The 20,008-nt window shown below is 68.6% G+C and carries 12 protein-coding genes; 7 read left to right on the forward strand and 5 right to left on the reverse strand.

The features are described from left to right. Positions 1-22 precede the first annotated feature (22 nt). The gene (locus MRBLWO13_RS06915; protein ID WP_341977322.1) at positions 23-2,632 is read right to left on the reverse strand and encodes a carbohydrate-binding protein; all 2,610 of its coding nucleotides are present in this window, start codon (positions 2,630-2,632) and stop codon (positions 23-25) included. Between the two features lie 120 nt (positions 2,633-2,752). Beyond that, complete coding sequence (locus MRBLWO13_RS06920; RefSeq protein WP_341977324.1) at positions 2,753-3,718, reverse strand: acetylxylan esterase; 966 nt, start codon at positions 3,716-3,718, stop codon at positions 2,753-2,755. Positions 3,719-3,887: 169 nt separating this feature from the next. On the opposite strand from MRBLWO13_RS06920, the gene MRBLWO13_RS06925 reads away from it, so the two are divergent. Genes MRBLWO13_RS06925 through MRBLWO13_RS06940 form a run of 4 tightly spaced genes read left to right on the forward strand, consistent with a single transcriptional unit; the run spans position 3,888 to position 9,093 of the window. Then, positions 3,888-5,381 carry a glycoside hydrolase family 43 protein gene (locus MRBLWO13_RS06925; RefSeq protein ID WP_341977326.1) on the forward strand — a complete coding sequence of 498 codons (1,494 nt, stop codon included), beginning with the start codon at positions 3,888-3,890 and terminating at the stop codon, positions 5,379-5,381. Continuing rightward, positions 5,378-6,379 carry an ABC transporter permease subunit gene (locus tag MRBLWO13_RS06930; protein WP_341977328.1) on the forward strand — a complete coding sequence of 334 codons (1,002 nt, stop codon included), beginning with the start codon at positions 5,378-5,380 and terminating at the stop codon, positions 6,377-6,379. The genes MRBLWO13_RS06925 and MRBLWO13_RS06930 overlap by 4 nt, the downstream gene beginning before the upstream one ends. Positions 6,380-6,392: 13 nt before the next feature. Next, positions 6,393-7,313: a carbohydrate ABC transporter permease gene (locus MRBLWO13_RS06935; protein WP_341977330.1), complete on the forward strand. Its 921-nt coding sequence runs from the start codon at positions 6,393-6,395 to the stop codon at positions 7,311-7,313. Between the two features lie 31 nt (positions 7,314-7,344). After that, positions 7,345-9,093 carry an ABC transporter substrate-binding protein gene (locus MRBLWO13_RS06940; RefSeq protein WP_341977332.1) on the forward strand — a complete coding sequence of 583 codons (1,749 nt, stop codon included), beginning with the start codon at positions 7,345-7,347 and terminating at the stop codon, positions 9,091-9,093. A gap of 63 nt (positions 9,094-9,156) precedes the next feature. On the opposite strand, the gene MRBLWO13_RS06945 is transcribed toward MRBLWO13_RS06940, so the two are convergent. The 3 genes from MRBLWO13_RS06945 to MRBLWO13_RS06955 are packed head-to-tail and all read right to left on the reverse strand — an operon-like array spanning position 9,157 to position 13,096. Further along, positions 9,157-9,762: a YesL family protein gene (locus tag MRBLWO13_RS06945; RefSeq protein ID WP_341977334.1), complete on the reverse strand. Its 606-nt coding sequence runs from the start codon at positions 9,760-9,762 to the stop codon at positions 9,157-9,159. Continuing rightward, entirely contained in the window at positions 9,759-10,763 is a 1,005-nt protein-coding gene (locus MRBLWO13_RS06950; protein WP_341977336.1) for a LacI family DNA-binding transcriptional regulator, read from the reverse strand. Before MRBLWO13_RS06950 ends, MRBLWO13_RS06945 begins: the two co-directional genes overlap by 4 nt. Next, a complete protein-coding gene (locus MRBLWO13_RS06955) occupies positions 10,757-13,096 on the reverse strand; it encodes a glycoside hydrolase N-terminal domain-containing protein (RefSeq protein WP_341978311.1) in 2,340 nt (779 codons plus the stop codon). The genes MRBLWO13_RS06950 and MRBLWO13_RS06955 overlap by 7 nt, the downstream gene beginning before the upstream one ends. Positions 13,097-13,150: 54 nt before the next feature. Here MRBLWO13_RS06955 and MRBLWO13_RS06960 point away from each other — a divergent pair, with 54 nt between their 5' ends. From MRBLWO13_RS06960 to MRBLWO13_RS06970, 3 genes are read left to right on the forward strand one after another with little or no spacing between them, the layout of a single operon-like run. After that, on the forward strand, positions 13,151-15,205 hold the full coding sequence (locus tag MRBLWO13_RS06960) for a beta-galactosidase (RefSeq protein WP_341977338.1): 2,055 nt from the start codon (positions 13,151-13,153) through the stop codon (positions 15,203-15,205). Then, complete coding sequence (gene yicI, locus MRBLWO13_RS06965) at positions 15,202-17,481, forward strand: alpha-xylosidase (protein WP_341977340.1); 2,280 nt, start codon at positions 15,202-15,204, stop codon at positions 17,479-17,481. The genes MRBLWO13_RS06960 and yicI overlap by 4 nt, the downstream gene beginning before the upstream one ends. Then, on the forward strand, positions 17,478-20,000 hold the full coding sequence (locus tag MRBLWO13_RS06970) for a glycoside hydrolase family 3 C-terminal domain-containing protein (protein WP_341977343.1): 2,523 nt from the start codon (positions 17,478-17,480) through the stop codon (positions 19,998-20,000). Before yicI ends, MRBLWO13_RS06970 begins: the two co-directional genes overlap by 4 nt. The last annotated feature ends 8 nt before the right edge of the window (positions 20,001-20,008 follow it).

The raw sequence follows: 20,008 nt of genomic DNA on the forward strand, positions 1-20,008 counted from the left end.
GGCCGGACGGCGCGTCAGGGGATCAGCCGATGCGCTCCCACGCGCTGCGCTTCGCACCAGGCAGGTCTCCGCGCGACCACCACTTGGCGCGCCAGAGGTGGCCGTCGTGCTCGGCGATGTCGCCTGCCACGAAGGTGCGCGTCAGGGTCCACTTCGCGACGCCTGTCGGCGCCGTGACGATCTCCTGCCAGGGGCCCCGCTTCGCGCCGGGCACGTCCTTGCGGCTCCACCATGAGGCGAGCCACGTCGAACCGTCGAAGGAGACTAGGTCTCCCTCGGCGTACGTCGCCGAGGAGCTCCACGGGGCGGGCTCGGTGGCCGCTGCGTCATTCCCGACCACGATGCCTCGGCCGTTCGTCGCGACGTAGACCCGGCCGAACACGTCGGGATCCCCTTCGATGTCGGCGCCGAGATAACCCCACTGGTGGTCGTCGTCGTTGATGCGGATCCAGGTGTCGCCACCGTCGGTCGACCGGAAGACGCCGCGCACGCCGTCTCGGCGCGCGGCGGAGTAGATCGCGGGACGTGTCTCGCCCGGTGCGGCCTTGCCGAAGCCGATTGTGTCCGCCCCGTCGAATCCATCGACCTGTTGCCAGGTGCCGCCGCGGTCCGTCGAACGCCACATGCCGTAGGCGCCGTCCGGATCTCCGCCGGCCAGCCAGACATCTCCGATGTGCCCCGGCATCGCGCCCAAGCGCACGTTGCCCTCGGCGGGGAGGGTCCCCGCGTTCACGGCCGCGAAGCTCGATCCGCCATCCTCGGAGCGGTAGAACGTGCCCGCTGCGAAACCGTAGACGATGTCGCGATCGACGCGATCCGCTTCGACCCTCGCTCCGGCAGGCAGCCCCGCGACCGGGACCCAGGTCGCGCCGGCATCCCGGGTGACCTGCGGTGCGGCACTCGCCGGCGCCCAGACTGCTCCGCCGCCATCGGCCGTCACCGCCACGCTGCCGCCGCCGGTCGAGCCGGGGACCGCGGGAGAGGAGAACCAGGTGTCGCCGCCGTCGCTCGAGAACGCGGCGAGGTGGGCGCCGGTGCCGTCGGTGCCGGCACGGGCGATGACGCCGTCGGCCAGACCCGCCGCGTCCACAGACGTCCCGCCCCCGAAATACGGGGCTTGGAACGTGTTCGTGATGGTGTCGATGTCGTCGTGCACGAAGCCGCCGAGGTCGCCCATCGCCGAGACGAGGTCGACGTCGCCGAGCGGGGCGGCGAGCCCCTGGATGGACGTCTCCTCGATGCCGTCGGCGGATGGAGCGAGGTGGATCCGACCGCCGGGCTCATCCCAGGCGGTGAGGTCGTCGGCGCGGTAGATCGTCGCGCCGGTGCCGTACATGAGCTCGTCGGAGTTGTGCGGGTCGATTTCGAGGGACGACACCATCCAGCCCAGCTTCGGCGTCGGCTCGCTCCCCGGGACCGGTTCGCCGACCTCTTTGCCGAACGCGAGCCACGGCACGCCGTCGATGGACTGCTCATAGCGGCGATCGAGCGAGACGGCGCCGTCGCTGCCGGTGACGTAGTCCCAGATCGGCGACCAGGTCTCGCCGCGATCCGTGCTGCGGAAGATCAGGATGTCGGGCCACCACTGGATCTGCGATGCAACCATGATCGTGTCCGGGTCGTTCTGGTCGACGGTCAGGCCGCCGAAGCCGAAGTCGCCGCCGGCCGGACGCTGCGTGGGCGTGATGTCCGTCCACGTGCCGGTATCGATCCCGTATCGCCATACCTCGCCGTCGGACCCGTCGTAGGGACCGCTGGTGTCGGTGGTCGTGATGTACAGGAATCGACCGCTCTCGTCGATCACGCCGCGCTGGGGGAGGAACCCGGTCGGGGCGCCCTCGACCTCGGCCCAGGTCGCGCCGGCGTCGTCGGAGCGGTAGAGGATGTGCTCCTTGTCGGCGACAGCCGTGAAGATCGTCGAGGTCGCGGTGCCCGCGGGGGAGGACGCCGCGTCGAACGCGGTCCACAGCACGCCGAGCTCGGAGGTGAGGTACGAGTTCTCGGAGGCGGGATCGGGTGCGAAATCGCCCACGTTCGGGAAGCTCTCCACGCGCTGGAAGCTCACGCCGGCATCGGTCGAGCGCCAGAGTCCCTGTCGCTGTTCGGCGCCGAAATAGAGCACGTCGTTGTCGTTCGGGTCGATCTGCAGGCGTTCGCTGATTCCGCGCCCCGGCATGTTGCCGCCGACCTTGAAGGGCAGCGGCGTCGCCTGCCAGGTCTCCCCGGCGTCGGAGGACCGAAGCACAGCGCCGTTGTTCGGGTCCCAGTCGTTCGTGTACATGCCGACCGCGGCATACACCCGTGCGGTGTCGACCGGGTCGGTGGCGAGGCTCAGCACGCCGAGCCAGTTCCAGTCGTCCCAGCCGACGTGGTCGAGGAGGGGCACCCAGCGGTCGGCCTCCCGATCGAGCCGGTACGCGCCGCCGATGTCGGTGCGCGCGTACACCAGCCCCTCTTCGGTGGGGTTGTAGATGATGCCTGGCACGTATCCGCCGCCGGATATCTCGACGTTCGACCAGTCGTATTCGGGACCGGTCTGTTCCGGCGTGCTCGCAGAAGCGGGCCCGCTCGCCACCACCGCCCCCGCGGCGATCATCGCCCCCGCGGCGAGGATCGCCGTCGTGGTTCTCATCCTGACCTGCAACATTCGCACTCCTTCGTGTCGATGGCGGACCGCACGGTCCGCCGCGACTTTATCGAAGCGCTTCGAATCGCACAAGAGTCGAGTCGTGACAAGCGACCACCGACGTGATCAGGCGCGCGAGGCGAGCCACTCCGCCTGGCGCAGCCACTGCACGGTCTGGCCGCCTTCATGGCCGTTGAACTCGTAGACCTCGATCTCGGCATCCGCAGAGCCGCAGTGATTGAACGCCGCGAACACGCTCGAGGGCAGTACGACGGCATCCATCAGCGCGACGGAGAACAGCACCGGCGCCGAGATGCGGCGGGCGAAGTTCACCCCGTCGAAGTACGACAGGGTGCCGAAGACCTCGTTCGTCACTCCGCGGTGCACGGCGAGGTAGCGCTCGATCTCTTTGAAGGGATGCTCCGGCGTCAGCTCCACCGAACGGCGGAAGTGGCAGAGGAACGGGACGTCGGGCATCGCCGCGACGACACCGGGATGCAGTGCGGCGGCGGCCAGGCTGATCCCACCGCCCTGGCTGCCACCGGTGACGCTGATCCGGCTCGCATCGACGGCTGGCAGCTGCGCCACCGCGTCGATCAGCAGCGCGGCGTCGGTGAACACGCGGCGGTAGAAGTAGGTCTCGGGGCTGCGGATGCCGCGGGTCATGAACCCGGGAACCGAGCCGTCCGAGCCGTGCGGGTCGGGGGTGTCGCCCCCGGTGCCCCATCCGCTGCCCTGGCCCCGGGTGTCCATCAGCACGTGCACGTAGCCGGCCGCCGCCCACTGCAGACGTTCGCCCGGAACGCCGCGACCTCCGTTGTAGCCGATGTACTCGACGACCGTCGGCAGGGGGGAATCCGAGTGCGGGCGGGTGATCCATGCGCGGATCGGTTCGCCACCGAAGCCGCTGAACGTGAGGTCCTCGACGATCAGCTGCGTGATCGGAGTCGTCACCGCCTGCAGCTGCGGTGCGGTCGCGAGCGCTCTCGATTCCGTGAGGGTGCGCGCCCAGAAGTCATCGAAATCCGCGGGTTCGGCCACATCGGGGCGGAAGGAGCGGAGCTGGTCGAGGGGGAGATCAGTGAAGGTCACCGGCGTCACATTAGCGCAAGATTTTTTGGCAAGGCGAAGCGTTTCGATTTTCGGCCTTGTGCTTGCGGCGGTTCCGCTTTACTCTCTAAGTCGAAGCGTTTCGACAGATCTCACCCGAGGATCGACAGGGGCGCGCGAGCGATCCAACCCAAAGGCGAGTGGAGCCCCGATGACCGATGCCGTGAACTCCGCGGAGCATCCTGTAGTCCCCGGGTTCCACCCGGACCCGACGATCTGCCGGGCCGGAGACACGTACTACCTCGCGCACTCATCGTTCGAGTATTCGCCGGGTGTTCCCCTCTGGCGGAGCACGGATCTCACCACGTGGGAGCAGGTGGGTCACGCCCTCGACGGTGATGAGAACCTGCGCCCGGGCATCGCCGGACCCGGTGGAGGCGTGTACGCGCCGACGCTTCGTCATCACGCCGGACGATTCTGGATGATCACCACGAACGTCTCAGGAAAGGTCGGCCAGCTGGTCACCTCGGCCCCGAGCATCGAGGGTCCGTGGTCGCCGGGCATCGTGATCGAGGGCGCCGTCGGCATCGATCCCGACCTCGCCTGGGACGACGAGGGCACCTGTTACATGACGTTCAGCTCGAACATGTCATCGGCTCCGGGAATCGCCCAGGTGCGAGTGGACCTGGAGACGGGCACAGTGCTCGACGAGCCGCGGACCGTCTCGCGCGGCACCGGACTGGCGTACCCCGAAGCTCCGCATGTCTTCCGGCGCGGCGACTGGTGGTACCTGCTCTACGCCGAGGGCGGCACGGAGCGCGGGCACACGGTGGGCATCGCCAGGGCGAAGACCCCGACGGGACCGTTCGAACTTCATCCGCACAATCCGATCTTCACCCGCCGCAGCACCACCTTCCCGGTGCAGAACGCCGGCCATGCCGACCTGATCGAGCGCCTCGACGGCTCCTGGGCGATGGTCTATCTCGGCGTCCGTCCGCGCGGAGCCACCCCTCAGTTCCACGTGAACGGTCGTGAGACGTTCCTCGCCGGCATCGACTGGGTCGACGACTGGCCTGTGGTCGTCCCGGACCGCTTCACCTTCACCCCCGCACCGACCGGGTTCACCGACCGCTTCGACGGACCGCTGCACCCCCGATGGACCTCTCCGGGCTTCGCCCCCGCCGAGATCGCCGAGAGCACACCGGGCGGCATCCGGATCGCCGTCGAGGATGACGCGCCCAACGGGGCACCGTCGATGCTCGCGACCCGCACCCTCGACGCGCACTGGCGATTCTCGGCGACGACCGAGGCCTCCGAGGCGGCCGCGGTGCGCGTGCGCATGGACGATCGGCACTGGGGCGAGGTCCGCATCGACTCCGGTCGCGCGCGGGCCGCACTTCACATCGGCGGGCTGACCCGCACCATCGACGACGACCGCACCGCGGCGTCCGGTGCGCGGTCGCTGATCATCGAATCCCGACCAGCGACGTCCGGGGGCCCGGACGACCTCGTCTTCGCCATCGCCGACGCCGACGGGGAGCGGGAACTCGCGCGCCTGGACGGACGGTATCTGTCGACCGAGGTCGCCGGTGGGTTCGTGGGGCGCACGGTCGGTCTGCGCGCGGCGAGCACAGCGGCGCTGTTCACGGACGTGGCGTACGAGCCACGGGAAGCCGCCAACGAGAACGCGGAGGTTCACTCATGACCTTGACGATCGGGAACACGACCGCGGTCCAATCCGTGGTGATCAAGGACTCGCCCACCTCGCGCCGACGCCGTGGGCGCCGCCAGCGACAGCAGGCCGGCGGCCGCCGTTCGATGGGGATGTTCCTGTGCATCCTGCCCTTCCTGGTGCTGGTCTTCCTCTTCTCCTACTTCCCGCTCTACGGCTGGATCTATTCGCTGTTCGACTACCGGCCGGCCCTCGGGCTCGCCGGCAGCGAGTTCGTCGGACTGCAGTGGTTCGAGCTCCTCGTCAGCTCACCGACGCAGGTGGCCCAGATCGGGCAGGTGCTGCTGAACACGCTCGCCATCAGCTTCCTCGGCATCGCGACCTCGATCCTCCCGCTGTTCTTCGCGATCTTCCTCAACGAGGTGCGTGCTCCGTGGTTCCGCAACGCCGTGCAGACGCTGACCACACTCCCGAACTTCATCTCGTGGGTGCTCGTCTACATGATCGCGTTCTCGCTGTTCTCCAGCTCGGGCCTCGTCAACAACGTGCTCAACGACGCGGGGCTCATCACGCAGCCGCTCAAGTTCCTCGACAGCGATCAGAACGTCTGGCTCACGATGACGTTGTGGAGCGTCTGGAAGGGCCTCGGCTGGGGCGCGATCATCTACCTCGCCGCGATCGCCGGCATCGACCAGTCGCTGTACGAGTCGGCCAAGATCGACGGCGCCGGACGATTCCAGCTGATGCGGTACATCACCATTCCGCAGCTGATGCCGACCTACCTCGTGCTGCTGCTCCTGTCGGTCGCGAACATGCTGAACAACGGCATGGAGCAGTACTTCGTGTTCCAGAACGCCTTCAACAAGGAGACCATCCAGGTCCTCGATCTGTACGTCTACAACATCGGCATCACGGGCAACAGCCTGTCGATGGCGACCGCGATCGGCATGCTGAAGAGCATCATCTCGGTCGCTCTCCTGCTCACCGTCAACTGGATCGCCAAGCGCGTCCGCGGCCAGTCCATCGTCTGAGAAGGAGACACCCATGAGCAGCACGACCTTCGGGGTCCGCCGTCGCAGCAGTGGCGACATCATCTTCGCGATGACGAACTACACGGTCTTCATCGCGCTCGCCTTCCTGTGCGCCTACCCGTTCTACTTCCTGATCATCAACTCGATCAGCGCCAACGACGTCTCGGCCCTCGGGCAGGTGCGCTGGTTCCCTGTCGATCTCCACCTCGAGAACTACTCGCAGGTGCTGCAGTTGAACGGCCTCCCGATGGCGGCCGTGGTCAGCATCGGGCGCACGGCGATCGGCACCTTCGCCGCCGTCCTCGCCTCCGCCTTCCTCGGGTTCATGTTCTCGCAGAGCAAGATGTGGGGCCGCCAGTTCTGGTACCGCTCCGTCATCATCACCATGTACTTCAGCGCCGGACTCATCCCGGTGTTCATCGTGATGAAGACGCTCGGCCTCACCAACAACTTCTGGGTCTACGTGCTGCCGTTCATCGTGCAGCCGTTCTTCATCATCCTGGTGAAGACGTACGTCGAGGCGATGCCCGAGTCGCTCCAGGAAGCGGCCGAGATGGACGGCGCGAACATCGTGCAGATCTTCTTCCGCATCTTCCTGCCGAACATGACCCCGATCCTCGCGACGGTCGCTATTTTCTCGGCGGTCGCCCAGTGGAACTCGTTCCAGGACACGTTGATCTACATCACCGATCAGAGTCTGTACACCCTGCAGTACCTGCTCTACATGTTCATCAATCAGGCCAACAGCCTGGCTCAAGCCGCTCAGAACTCCGGCGGCAACCTGACCGGCATCATCACGGCGGCGACCACACAGACGCCGACGTCGATCAGGATGACCGTCTCCGTGCTGGTCGTGCTGCCGATCATCTTCATCTATCCCCTGTTCCAGCGCTTCTTCGTGAAGGGCATCATGCTGGGCGCCGTCAAGGGCTGACGACGTCACTGCATCCAAGAAAGGAAATGCAATGAAACTCAAGCGCAAGGTGGCGCTCACCGCGGTGGCGCTCGTTGCCGCGGGCCTGCTCACGTCCTGCACCGGAGGTGACGCGCAGCAACAGGAGTCCATCTCCTCCTTCCCCGACAAGTGGGATGAGGAGATCACGATCGACGTCTTCGACGGGCTCGCGAATTACATGGGGATCCAGGAGGGCTGGTTCGCCGACATCGTGAAGAAGAAGTTCAACATGAAGCTGAACATCATCGCCCCGAACGTCGCCGGCGGCGGTGACACCCTCTACAACACGCGGGTCTCGGCGGGCGATCTCGGCGACATGATCATCACCGAGAAGGGTGAGAAGCTCGATGAGCTGGTCCAGGGCGGGCTGGTGATGGACAGCGCGCCGTTCTACCCCGCGATGAGCAACGTCGAGGAGTTCGACACGGCCGTCGAGCACCTCAACGACGGAAAGGACGGCGTCTTCGCCTTCCCGACCTCGGTCTCCTCGCTGAAGCCGACCCAGCCGTCTGAGGGGCTGGACCCGACGTTCGGCCCGTATGTCCGCTGGGATCTCTACAAGGCCCTCGGCTATCCGGAACTCAACACCCTCGAGGATCTCGTTCCGGTGCTGAAGGACATGCAGGATCTTGAGCCGACCGCCCCCAACGGCGGCAAGGTGTACGCGCTGTCGCTGTTCAAGGACTGGGACGGCAACATGATGGTCACCGCCAAGCAGCCGACCACCTTCTACGGCTACGACGAGCTCGGCTTCGTGTTGGCGAAGGCCGACGGTTCGGACTACCAGGGCATCCTCGACGATGACGGCGAGTACATGCGCACGCTGAAGTTCTACCACGAGGCCAACAAGCTCGGCCTCGTCGACCCCGAATCGACCACCCAGAACTACGACACCATGTGGTCGAAGGTGCAGAACGGACAGGTCCTCTTCTCGTGGTGGCCGTGGCTCGGTCAGGCCGCCTACAACACCGATGTGAACACCGCGGCGGGCAAGGGCTTCGAGCTCGCGCCGGTCAAGGACATCAACATCTTCTCGTACGGAGCAGAGGCCTATGGCGGCAAGCCGGTGATCGCGATCGGCTCGAAGGCCGAGGACCCGGAGCGCATCGCGGCGTTCATCGACTGGCTGTACTCGGCCGAAGGCACCTACGCCAACAACAGCCAGACCATGGGCGCAGCCGGCCCGCAGGGCATGACCTGGGAGCTCGACGACGCCGGTCAGCCGGTGCTGACCGAACTCGGCAAGCAGGCCTTCATCAGCGGTGAGGCGCAGGTTCCGGCTGAGCTGGGCGGCGGCACGTACACCGACGGCGCCTCCGCGCTCAACGTCACCGCCGTCCTTCCCGTCGACATCGACGAGGAGACCGGGCTGCCGTTCAGCTACAAGGCATGGCCGTCGTACCAGGAGCTCGTGAAGACGCCGCTCTCGGAGGACTGGTCGGCCAAGATGGGCGGAGCCGCCACCACCATGGAGTACCTGGAGACGAACGACCAGCTGCTGGTCGCCCCCGGCGCGAGCTATGCGGCCCCCGCCGACCCCTCGGAGATCGAGACGCTCCGCAACCAGGTCAAGGCCATCGTCATCCAGTACTCGTGGCAGATGGCATTCGCCGCCAGCGACGACGAGTTCGAGTCACTGAAGGCCCAGCTGCAGGAGCAGGCAGCCGGTCTCGGATACGACAAGGTGCTCGAGTTCGACATGGAGAACGCCGAGTCGCAGAACAAGCAACGTGAGGCGGTGGCGGCAGACGCCGGCTGACCCTCCTCGCAGAACGCCCCCGGGACCATGTGGTCCCGGGGGCGTTCTGCGTGGGGTTGCGGGTTACCGGCGGTGCCGCGCGAAGACGCTGCGGAAGAGGAAGGCGGCGGCGTAGGCGCCGACCGAGAAGCCGACTGTTCCCATGATCACCAGGAACGGCGGGAAGAGGATGCTGATGCACGCCAGCGTCACCGGGATCATCAGCAGGCCGAAGGTGCGTGCCGGCTCGGCAGCCGCGAGCAGCACGGCGTTCTTCAGGGTGCGTCGGACGCCGTCGTCGAACGTCGCCACCAGCGCCATCGCATAGAGGAAAGCGGTGAAGAGGAAGACGGCGGCGAGTGCGGCGACCACGCCGCCGGTCGTTCCCAGCACGCTCGGCGTGGACAACCAGAACACGGCGCTGAAGACCAGCAGCGCGACCGGCACCAGCAGTGCGAGGCCGGTGAGCGCACCGCGGCGGAAGTTCTTCACGAACGCGGGGAGGAAATCGGCGACCGGCCGCCCGGTCTCGTCATCGGAATAGCGGATGGTGACCTGGAACAGCGCGCTCGTCGCGGCGCCGATCGTGACGATCGGAAGGCACGTGACCAGATACATCACGTTCAGCGCGACGAACTCGATGAACGTCGACAGCCCCTGCACGGACCGGCTGTTCGGGTCGATCCTCATCGGGCGATGACTTCGGCCTGCTCGAGGGCTGACTCTTGTCGCGACGAGGCGAGAACCGGCGGCAGCAGCCGCACCTTCGGCGTGCTCTCACCGGCGAGCAGGGCCATGAGCGCCTGCGTGGCGGCGATGCCGAGGCCCTCGGCCGGCAGGTCGATGCTGTCGGCCAGGGTCGGCACGGTGCGTGCCGTATCCGCCGGGCAGAGCGCGATCGCCTCGAGCCCTTCGACCGTCGCCGCGCGTGCCGCGAGGTGTGCCAGAGCACCTTCGTTGTGGATGAAGAGGCCTGTCACATCAGGATGCTCGGCGAGGACCGCGTCCAGGACCTCGACGGATTCGTGCGTGGTCGGGCACGGGTGCACCGTCGCCGGAACACCGCGCTCCGCGCACACGGCGAGGAAGCCGGTGGAGAGCCGTTCGGCATACGAGGTGCGCCGGTCGATCACCTCACGGGGCGAGCCGAGCAGCGCCACGCGGCGGTGACCGAGGGCGATCAGCCGCTCCGCAGCCGCGCGTCCCGCGCTCTCGAAGTCGAAGTCGACGCAGGTCAGCTCCTCGGCCCCGCGCGGCAGGCCGATCAGCACGCTGGGGGCGGAGAGGTCGCGCAGGGTGGCGATGCGCGGATCGTCCGACTCGACATCCATCAACAGTAGGGCGTCGACCATCGAGGCGCCGGTCGCGCGGCGCAGGCCCTCGCCGTCGTCACTGGTGAGCAGCAGGATGTCGTACTGGTGCACCCGCGCCTCGCGCACGATGCCGGCGACGATCTCCATGACGACGTGCACGTCGACACCCGAGCGCAGCGGTGCCTGCAGGCCGATCACACTGGTGGATCGCGAAGCGAGCGAGCGGGCACTCGCGTGCGGTCGGTACTCCAGCGCATCGATGGCGCTCTCGACGCGCTCCTTCGTGTCCTGAGAGATCGTCCTCTTGCCGCTCATCACGTATGAGACGGTCGAGATGGAGACGCCGGCTGCCCGTGCGACGTCTGCGATGGTCACCATCGGTTCTCCCTCGGCTCGATGAGAGCGGGCTGCCCTGCAGTGAGGACGACGGATCGGATGCCGATCCCCGGCCCGCTCATCTCTATTGTGGTGTTCCCATCGCTGCGCAACCGTACTTTCACGATTTCGCCGTGTTCCCAGTCGATGTCGACGGTCACGCCCCCTCGTGCGCGCAACCCGCGCACGCTTCCGACCGGCCAGTCCGGTGGCAGTGCCGGCAGCAGCAGCAGCATCCGCTCGTCATGGGACTGCAGCAGCGCCTCGGCGACACCGGCGGTGAGGCCGATGTTCCCGTCGATCTGGAACGGCGGATGCGCGCTGAATCCATTCGCATAGAGACCGCCGCGGTGGCCCCCGCCGTCGGAGACCGCAGGACGCAGCGCCATCGTGATCTGGTCGAGCACCTGCGCGCCATCCCCGAGGCGTGCCCACATCGCGGTGCGCCAGGCCAGTGCCCACCCCGTCGACTCCCGTCCACGGGAGATGATCGAGGCTGCCGCAGCGGCGGCGAGCTCAGGCGACCGGGCCGGCGTGATCTGCGCAAGCGGGAACAGGCCGACGAGATGAGACAGGTGCCGGTGGTCGGGCTCGGTGTCCTCGCGGGGGCGGTCCCATTCCCGCAGGGTGCCGTCGGCATCGACCTCGGCGTCGGGAAGGGCGGTGGTCAGGGTGAGCAGCTCGGCGATCCACGGCTCGTCGATGCCGAGTGCCATCGAGGCCTGCACGCACGCCGTCGCGAGGGCCCGCAGCAGCGCGACGTCCATCGTCGAGGATTCGCCCACGCCGGTCGCGGTGCCGTCATCGGCGAGGAAGTGGTTCTCCGGTGACGTCGAGGGGCTCGTGTACGTGCGGGTGCCGTCATCCCGGATCCATGACAGCGCGAACTGTGCGGCGGAGGCGAGCACCGGCCACGACTGCATGCGCAGCTCATCGATGTCGCCGGTGAACGCGTAGCGCTCCCAGAGGTGCAGGCTCAGCCAGACCCCGCCCATCGGCCAGAACGCCCAGGCAGGGTCGCCGTGACCGGCCCCGACCGGCGCAGCGTGCCCCCAGGCGTCGGAATTGTGGTGCGCCACCCAGCCGTCCGCACCGTGCAGCTCACGTGCGACGGTGCTGCCGGATCCGGCCGCGAGCCGCCGGATGAAGCGCAGCAGTGGGGTGTGGCATTCGCTGAGCGCGGTGGTCTCGGCAGCCCAGTACGCCATCTGCAAGTTGATGTTCGTCGTGTACGCGCTCGACCATGGGCCGGGAAGCTCGGCATTCCACAGGCCCTGCAGCGTGAGGGGCAGTCCGGTGTGCCGGGACGACGACAGCAGGAGGTAGCGACCGTAGTGGAAGAGCAGGGCGACGAGGCCGGGGTCCGGCCGCTCCTGCGCTGCCGCGATCCGCTGTTCGGTGCTGAGCTCCATTGCACCGTCCGCAGAGGGCAGGGTCAAGGCACAGCGCAGATACAACTCCTGATGCGCGGCGACGTGCGTCCCGTACAGCCGCGCGGACTCGGCGACGGCATCCGATCCGACCTGCCCCAGCACGGCGACCGCGCGTGTCGGAGCATCGGCCTCCGACTCCGGCTCTCCGGAGATCGACGGCGCGGTCGCGGTGCCGATGACGAAGACGTGGGTGCGGGCGAGCTCGGTGACCAGCGTTCCGGCCTGGACGGTCGCCGGGCCCGCCGACCGCACGGCGATCGCGCCGGTGCGTCCGTCGCCGTACCGGACCGGCTCCGGCGGGGTCTCGTGCCCCGGAGCCACATCGATCGGCAGCAGCAGCTCGCGGACGATTCCGTCGGGGATGCCGGCATCCGGCCCCGCGGAGCGGAGCAGGCTCCCGACACGCAGCCGCACGCGCACCGGAGCATCCGCCTCGATCCGGTGCACGATCGCCCCGCCGGCGGAGTCCGCCCATGTCGTATGGCGCACGCCGGCGTACTCGAGATGGGCGGTCGCCGTCGTGAGGTCGAGACGGCGACGGCATCCGTCGTCGAAGGTTCCGTCGACCTCGACGTCGATCCAGCCGAGCGGCAGGAAGGCCTGCACCCACGGCGTCTGCTGTCGCTGGAGGAGCCGTTCGGCTGCGGCGGCATCGCCGCCGGCGATGGCAGCGCGCACCGCGTGGAGAGCATCCGGACCGCGATCGACCACGCCGGCGAGCGGGTCCTGGTCGGGGAGGCCGGACCAGGCGGTGATGTCGTTCAGCCACAAGCGCTCAGCGCCGGGGCCGCCCTGACAGGTCGCTCCGCGCACCCCGTTGCCGACCGGGAAGGCATCGGTCCATCGCGCGGCCGCGCGATCGGAGCGCAGCATGTGAAGCGCTTCGCGAAGCATCGTGGACATCGGCACCCGGCTAGTATATGGTCTCGTTGTTGAAGCGCTTCGACAATCGCAGAGATGAGAGAGAAAATGTCGACGGAGACATCCGCCACCGGTTCGTTCGGTGCCGTGACGGCCGAACGAGGAATCTGTTTCGGAGGCGACTACAACCCCGAGCAGTGGGACTCCTCGGTCTGGCGTGAAGATGTCGAACTGATGCAACGGGCCGGCGTGAATCTCGTGACCGTCGGGGTGTTCAGCTGGGCCCGCATCGAGCCGTCTCCTGGCGTCCGCGACTTCGCCTGGCTCGATGAGGTGCTCGATCTGTTGCACGCCGCCGGCATCGCCGTCGACCTGGCCACACCTACGGCATCGCCGCCGCCGTGGCTCGGCATCCGCTACCCGGAGACGCTTCCTGTCGATCAGGACGGCGTTCGGCTGGTGCCGGGTTCACGCAACCAGTTCTCTCCTGCGTCACGCGTCTACCGCGAGCACGCGCTGGCGATCTCGCGTGACCTCGCAGCGCGCTACGCCACCCACCCTGCGGTGCGCATGTGGCACGTCGGCAACGAGTTCGGTCAGGTGGACTTCGGCGACGAGGCGGCACGCGAGTTCCGGCGCTGGCTGCACACGAGGTACGGCGGCGTCGACGGAGTCAACACAGCCTGGGGGACGGCGTTCTGGTCGCAGCACTACGCCGACTTCGATGAGATCCTGCCGCCGCGCCGGGCGCCCTACCTGATCAACCCGACGCAGTCGCTGGACTTCCGCCGCTTCACCTCCGACCTGTTGCGTGAGTGCTACCGCGAGATCCGCGACGCGATCCGCGAGGCCGGAGCGACGCAGCCCGTGACCACCAACTTCATGGGGTTCTTCGCACTCGTCGACTACCGGTCCTGGGCAGATGACGTCGATGTCATCGCTGACGACCAGTACCCCGATCCCGCCGACCCGCAGTCGGCCGTCGACATCGCACTCACACAGGATCTGATGCGCTCGCTCGGCGGCGGGCGACCATGGATCCTGATGGAGCAGGCCACGACGGCGATCTCGTGGCGCTCCCACAATCTGCCGAAGAGCCCGCAGAAGGCGCGCCTCGATTCGCTGCAGGCCGTCGCCCGCGGCGCGGACGGCGTCTGCTACTTCCAGTGGCGGGCCTCCAGCGCCGGGGCCGAGCGCTTCCATGCGGCGATGCTCCCGCACGCCGGTGCCGACACCGACCTGTTCCGCGGCGTGTGCCGGCAGGGTGCGGATCTGCGGCTCCTGCGTCCTGTGGTCGGGTCGACGGTCGAGGCCGAGGTGGCGATCGTGTTCGACTGGTCGTCGTGGTGGGCCGCGGAAGAGCCGGCCCGCCCCACGGAACGGCTCGTCGCGATGGAGCAGCTCGGCCGCTGGTACCGCCAACTCTGGCGGAGGGGTATCGCCGTCGACGTGGTGGCGCCCGACGCGGATCTGGACCGCTACCGGCTCGTACTCGCACCGCAGCTGTACATCACCGAACCGGATGCCGCTGCGGCTCTGGAGCGCGCGGTGGAGCGTGGTGCGCACCTCGTCGTCGGCCCGTTCAGCGGCGTTGCCGATCGCAATGCCCACGTCCTCATCGGCCGCTCGCCTGCGCTCCTGCGCGAGGTGATGGGCGTGAGCGGCGAGGAATGGTGCGCACTTCCCGATGACGATGCCGAACTCGTCGGCGACTGGTGGCAGCAGACGGACGGTGCTGCCGAAGCGTCGATTCTCGGCGAGCGGCTGCGGACGGACGGTGCCGAGGTGCTGCTGTCCTACGCCGACGGTCCTCTCGCGGGTCTGCCGGCAGTCGCGCGGAACTCCCGCGGAGCCGGCGCCGCCTGGCACCTGGGCGCTGTCGTCTCGGATGCTGTCCTGTCGAAGATCCTCGGCGAGGCCGCCGCTGCCGCCGGAGTGCGCGGCGTCGTGCCGGAGCTCGATGTCCTGCCGGACCTCCTGGAGGCCGTGCAGCGCGGACCGGTGCTCTTCCTGCTCAACCACGGGACCGAGGAGCAGCGCATTCCGGTGCGCCCCGGACTCGTGGACCTCCTGACCTCGGAGGCGACGGATCACGTCGTCACTGTGCGCCCCGGCGAAGTCCGGGCCTTGATCGAAAGGGCGGACTCGTGAAGTTCACCGACGGCTACTGGCTGACCAGGCCGGGTTTCACTCCGCTCTTCGGGGTCGAAGTCGATGACATCCGTGTCGACGAACAGGCGGGCACGCTCACCGTGTACGCCGCCACCGCCGGCATCCGCCACCGCGGCGACACCCTCAATCGTCCGATGCTGACCATCACGTTCTCGGCACCGTCGCCCGGCGTCGTGCGCACCAGGGTGCAGCGCCATGCGGGTGGTGTGCACCCTCGCCCCGACTTCGCGATCGCCGCCCAGCCGGGGTTCCTCCCGGTCGTGAGCCTCGACGACGAGTACGGCGTGCTCGACGCCGACGGACTCCGCGTTCGGGTGCGTCGCACCGGTCAGTGGCAGATCGACTTCGAGCAGGGCGACACCGTGATCACCCGCGCCCTGCCCCGGTCGAGCGGTCACATCTCGGGGCCGGACGGCGCCTGGGTGCATCAGCAGCTGACGCTCGAGCCGGGGGAGCGCATCTATGGTCTCGGCGAGCGGTTCGGCGCGCTCATCAAGAACGGTCAGACCGTCGACACCTGGAACGCCGATGGTGGCACCTCCAGCGAGCAGTCGTACAAGTCGATCCCGTTCTACCTGTCGAGCCGGGGCTACGGCGTCCTCGTCGACAGCCCCGACAACGTCTCCTTCGAGGTCGGTTCCGAGGTCAACACCCGCGTGCAGTTCTCCGTGCCGGGCGAGACGATCGACTACTTCGTGATCGCCGGGCCGACCCCGAAAAACGTGCTGCGCCGCTACACCGGACTCACCGGACGCCCGGCCAGGGTGCCGGCCTGGTCGTTCGGGTTGTGGCTGACCACGTCGTTCACCGCCGACTACGACGAGGCGAGCGTCAACGCGTTCATCGACGGCATGGCCGAGCGCGATCTGCCGCTGAGCGTGTTCCATTTCGACTGCTTCTGGATGCGCGAGTACCAGTGGACGGACTTCGAGTGGGACCCGCGGACGTTCCCTGACCCCGAGGGGCAGCTCGCGCGCCTGCACGACCGCGGGCTCAAGGTCTCGGCGTGGATCAATCCGTACATCGCGCAGCGCTCGCGGTTGTTCGAGGAGGCGCGCGAGCGCGGCTTCCTGCTGACCCGGACCGACGGCAGCGTCTGGCAGTGGGACCTGTGGCAGGCGGGAATGGGCATCATCGACTTCACGAACCCGGAGGCCACCGATTGGTACGTCGAGCACCTCGAGCGACTGATGTCGCAGGGCGTCGACACGTTCAAGACCGACTTCGGTGAGCGGATCCCGTCCGAGGGCGTCGTGTGGCATGACGGCTCCGACCCCGCCCGCATGCACAACTACTATCCGTACCTCTACAACGAGGCCGTATTCCGCGCGCTCGAGCGGCGCTACGGCGAGGGGCAGGCCATCGTGTTCGCGCGCTCGGCGACGGTGGGCACGCAGCAGTTCCCCGTGCACTGGGGCGGAGACAGCGACTCGACGTTCCTGTCGATGGCGGAGTCGCTGCGGGGCGGGCTGTCGCTGGCGATGAGCGGCTTCGGCTACTGGAGCCATGACATCGGCGGCTTCGAGGGCACGCCGGACGCCGGCGTCTTCAAGCGCTGGCTCGCGTTCGGCCTGCTCTCCTCGCATTCGCGGCTGCACGGCTCCTCGTCGCTGCGGGTGCCGTGGGCGTTCGACGACGAGGCGGTGGAGATCACCCGGCAGTTCACGCGGTTGAAGATGCGGCTGATGCCGTACCTGATCGGCGCCGCCGAAGAGGCGCACCAGACCGGTACCCCGATGATGCGTCCGATGGTGCTCGAGTTCCCCGAGGACCGGAGCGGCTACGACGCCGATGCGCAGTACATGCTCGGCGATTCGTTGCTCGTCGCGCCGGTCTTCAGCGAGCAGGGCGACGTCGAGTACTACCTCCCCGAGGGCGACTGGACGTCGTTGCTCGACGGCGGGCTGCAGGACGGGCGTCGCTGGCTGCGCGAACGCCACGGCTTCGACTCGCTGCCCGTGCGCGTGCGCCCCGGCACCGTGCTGCCGTGGGGCGCACGCGATGATCGCCCGGACTACGACTGGGCAGACGGTGTCACTCTGCGGTGCTTCGCCCTGCCGGACGGCTTCGACCGCACGGTCACCGTACTCGGTGCCGATGGTGCCTCGACCGCGTTCCGTGTGCGGCGCGAGGGCGACCGGATCACCGCCGGCTCCACCGATGCCCGCGCGCCGTGGTCGCTGCAGGCCGGCGACGTCTCGGCCGATGCGGCGGGCGCCGGAGACATCACCATCACGATCGAGGAGACCCGATGACCGCCGAGCCGTTCCGCGACACGTCGTTGACGGTCGCCCAGCGTGCACAGGACCTGCTGAGCCGGCTCACCGCCGACGAGCGCATCGCCATGCTGCACCAGGCGGCCCCGGCGGTCGAACGGCTGCAGGTGTCGGCATTCCACACGGGCTGCGAGGCGCTTCATGGGGCGGCGTGGCTCGGGACGGCGACCGTCTTCCCGCAGCCGGTCGGCATGGCGGCGACGTGGGATGTCGACCTCATCGAGCGCATCGGCGAGGTGGCCGCGACCGAGGTGCGCGCCAAGCGCGCGGAGAACCCGCTGGTCAGCCTGAACGTGTGGGCGCCGGTCGTCAACACGCTGCGCCATCCTGCCTGGGGACGCAACGAGGAGGGGTACTCCGAGGACCCGCACGTGACCGGTCATTTCGGGGCCGCATATTCGCAGGGGCTGCGCGGAAGGCACGAACGCGTCTGGCGCACGGTTCCCGCGCTCAAGCACTTCCTCGGGTACAGCAACGAGACGGACCGCTCGGCGACCTCATCGGAGATGTCGCTGCGCACCCTGCACGAGGAGGAGCTGCCGGCCTTCCGCGACGCGATCGAGCGCGGTGTCGCCGGAGGCATGATGCTCGCCTACAACCAGGTCAACGGCACGCCCGCCCACACTCAACCCGAACTCGTCGACGAGGCGCGCTCATGGGCGCCCGGTTCGCTCGCCGTGGTGTCGGATGCCGGCGCGCCCACCTTCGTGGTGAAGGTGCAGCGCGCGCAGCCGGACCACGAGCACGCCGCCGCGGCCCTGGTGCGCAGCGGCATGGACTCGTTCACCGATGACGGCGCCGACGCCGAGCCGACGATCGCGCACGTCCGCCGTGCGCTCGAGGCAGGACTGCTGAGCCAGGACGACGTCGACCGCGCGGTCGCCCGCGTGCTCGAGATGCGGGTGCGAAGCGGTGAGTTCGACGGTGCGGACGACCCCTATGCCGGCATCACTGCCGACGACATCGACGCGCCGGCATCCCGTGCCCTCGCCAGAGAGGTCGTCGCCCGCTCGGTCGTGGTGCTGCGGAACGACGCTGCGCTGCTGCCGCTCGCGGCTCCCGCATCCGTGGCTGTCGTCGGACCGCTCGCCGATCTGGTGCTCACGGACTGGTACGCCGGGACGCCGCCCTATGCCGTGGGCATCGCACAGGGAATCGGTGCCCGTTACCCCTCGGCCGCCGTGCGCGTCGAGACCGGCGCCGACACGATCGCCCTGCGCGACCTCGCGTCCGGGCGCTACGTCGCCGCCGATCACGACGGCGCGGCAGTGGACGCGTCGGCGGATGCTGCCGGCGAGGCCGCGATGTGGGACCTCACCGACTGGGGCGACGGCATCCTGACCCTGCGCTCGCATGCGAGCGGGCGGCTGCTCACCGGCGGCGCGTGGCCGATGCGGGCCGACGCCGATCGCGTCGGGGGCTGGGTCGTGCAGGAGACCTTCCGGAAGCACGTGCACGCGGACGGGTCGTGGTCGCTGCTGCACCTCGGCTCAGGGCGCTGGGTCAAGGTGTCGCGCGAGGTCGGGCTTCTGGTGGCGGAGGGCATCACCGTCGGCGACGCGTCGCGCTTCGCCGCGCGAGTGATTCGCTCAGGGCAGGCCGCGGTCGTAGAGGCCGCCGCCGAGGCGGACGTCGTGATCGTCGCGGTCGGCAACGACCCGCACCTCTCGGGGCGCGAGACCGAGGATCGCCCGCATCTGATGCTGCCGGAGTCGGCGGTCGCCGTCTGGCGCGCCGCGCGCGAGCAGAACGCCGACGCGGTGCTCGCGATCGTGTCGAGCTACCCGTACGTGCTCGGGGAGGGCATGGCGGATGCCGGCACCATCGTCTGGTCGAGTCATGGCGGACAGGAGCTGGGCAACGGCGTCGCCGACGTGCTCAGCGGTGATGTGCCGCCGAGCGGTCGGCTCGCGCAGTCGTGGCCGACGGATGCCGCTCAGGCGGGTGACCTGTTCGACTACGACACGCTGCGGCAGGGGGCGACCTATCGGCACCAGCCGTCGCCGTACGCCTTCGCGTTCGGGCACGGGCTGACGCTGAGCGAGGTCGCCTACCTCGGAGTGACGCTCGACGACCCCGCGGTCGAGGCGCCGGCTCCGTCGCATCGGCATGCACCGCTGGTCGCGACAGACCCGTCGGACGCATCGGTTCGGACCACCGTTCGCGTCGCGAACCGCGGCGCGCGCGTGGCGGAGGAGCTCGTGCAGCTGTACGCGCTCGCTCCCTCGGATCTGCCGATTCCGACGCCGCGCCGCGTGCTGGTCGGCTACCGTCGCGTCAGGCTCGAGCCGGGGGAGGAGCGCGACGTCGAGATCGGGTTCGACCCGGCGCGGCTCGCGGTCTGGGACGACGGCATCCGCGTGGAGGGCGCGGTCGACGACTGGCTGCACCAGGGAGCGTTGCGCGTGCAGGCGGGCGCGTATCGGGTCGCGGCGGGGCCGTCGGCTGACGACCTCTCGGTGGGGGCGGTGCTCCAGGTGACCGAGGGTGGTGTCTGAGGGCGCAC

Origin of the sequence: Microbacterium sp. LWO13-1.2 (genome assembly GCF_038397725.1) — a bacterium.
Classification (GTDB): domain Bacteria; phylum Actinomycetota; class Actinomycetes; order Actinomycetales; family Microbacteriaceae; genus Microbacterium.

Excerpts from the sequence above, each read along its gene's own strand:
- MRBLWO13_RS06930 (WP_341977328.1), top strand. The coding sequence starts at position 5,378 with ATGACCTTGACGATCGGGAACACGACCGCGGTCCAATCCGTGGTGATC.
- MRBLWO13_RS06960 (WP_341977338.1), top strand. The coding sequence starts at position 13,151 with ATGAGAGAGAAAATGTCGACGGAGACATCCGCCACCGGTTCGTTCGGT.
- MRBLWO13_RS06940 (WP_341977332.1), top strand. The coding sequence starts at position 7,345 with ATGAAACTCAAGCGCAAGGTGGCGCTCACCGCGGTGGCGCTCGTTGCC.
- MRBLWO13_RS06970 (WP_341977343.1), top strand. The coding sequence starts at position 17,478 with ATGACCGCCGAGCCGTTCCGCGACACGTCGTTGACGGTCGCCCAGCGT.
- MRBLWO13_RS06935 (WP_341977330.1), top strand. The coding sequence starts at position 6,393 with ATGAGCAGCACGACCTTCGGGGTCCGCCGTCGCAGCAGTGGCGACATC.
- MRBLWO13_RS06925 (WP_341977326.1), top strand. The coding sequence starts at position 3,888 with ATGACCGATGCCGTGAACTCCGCGGAGCATCCTGTAGTCCCCGGGTTC.
- MRBLWO13_RS06915 (WP_341977322.1), bottom strand. The coding sequence starts at position 2,632 with ATGAGAACCACGACGGCGATCCTCGCCGCGGGGGCGATGATCGCCGCG.
- MRBLWO13_RS06950 (WP_341977336.1), bottom strand. The coding sequence starts at position 10,763 with ATGGTGACCATCGCAGACGTCGCACGGGCAGCCGGCGTCTCCATCTCG.
- MRBLWO13_RS06945 (WP_341977334.1), bottom strand. The coding sequence starts at position 9,762 with ATGAGGATCGACCCGAACAGCCGGTCCGTGCAGGGGCTGTCGACGTTC.
- MRBLWO13_RS06955 (WP_341978311.1), bottom strand. The coding sequence starts at position 13,096 with ATGTCCACGATGCTTCGCGAAGCGCTTCACATGCTGCGCTCCGATCGC.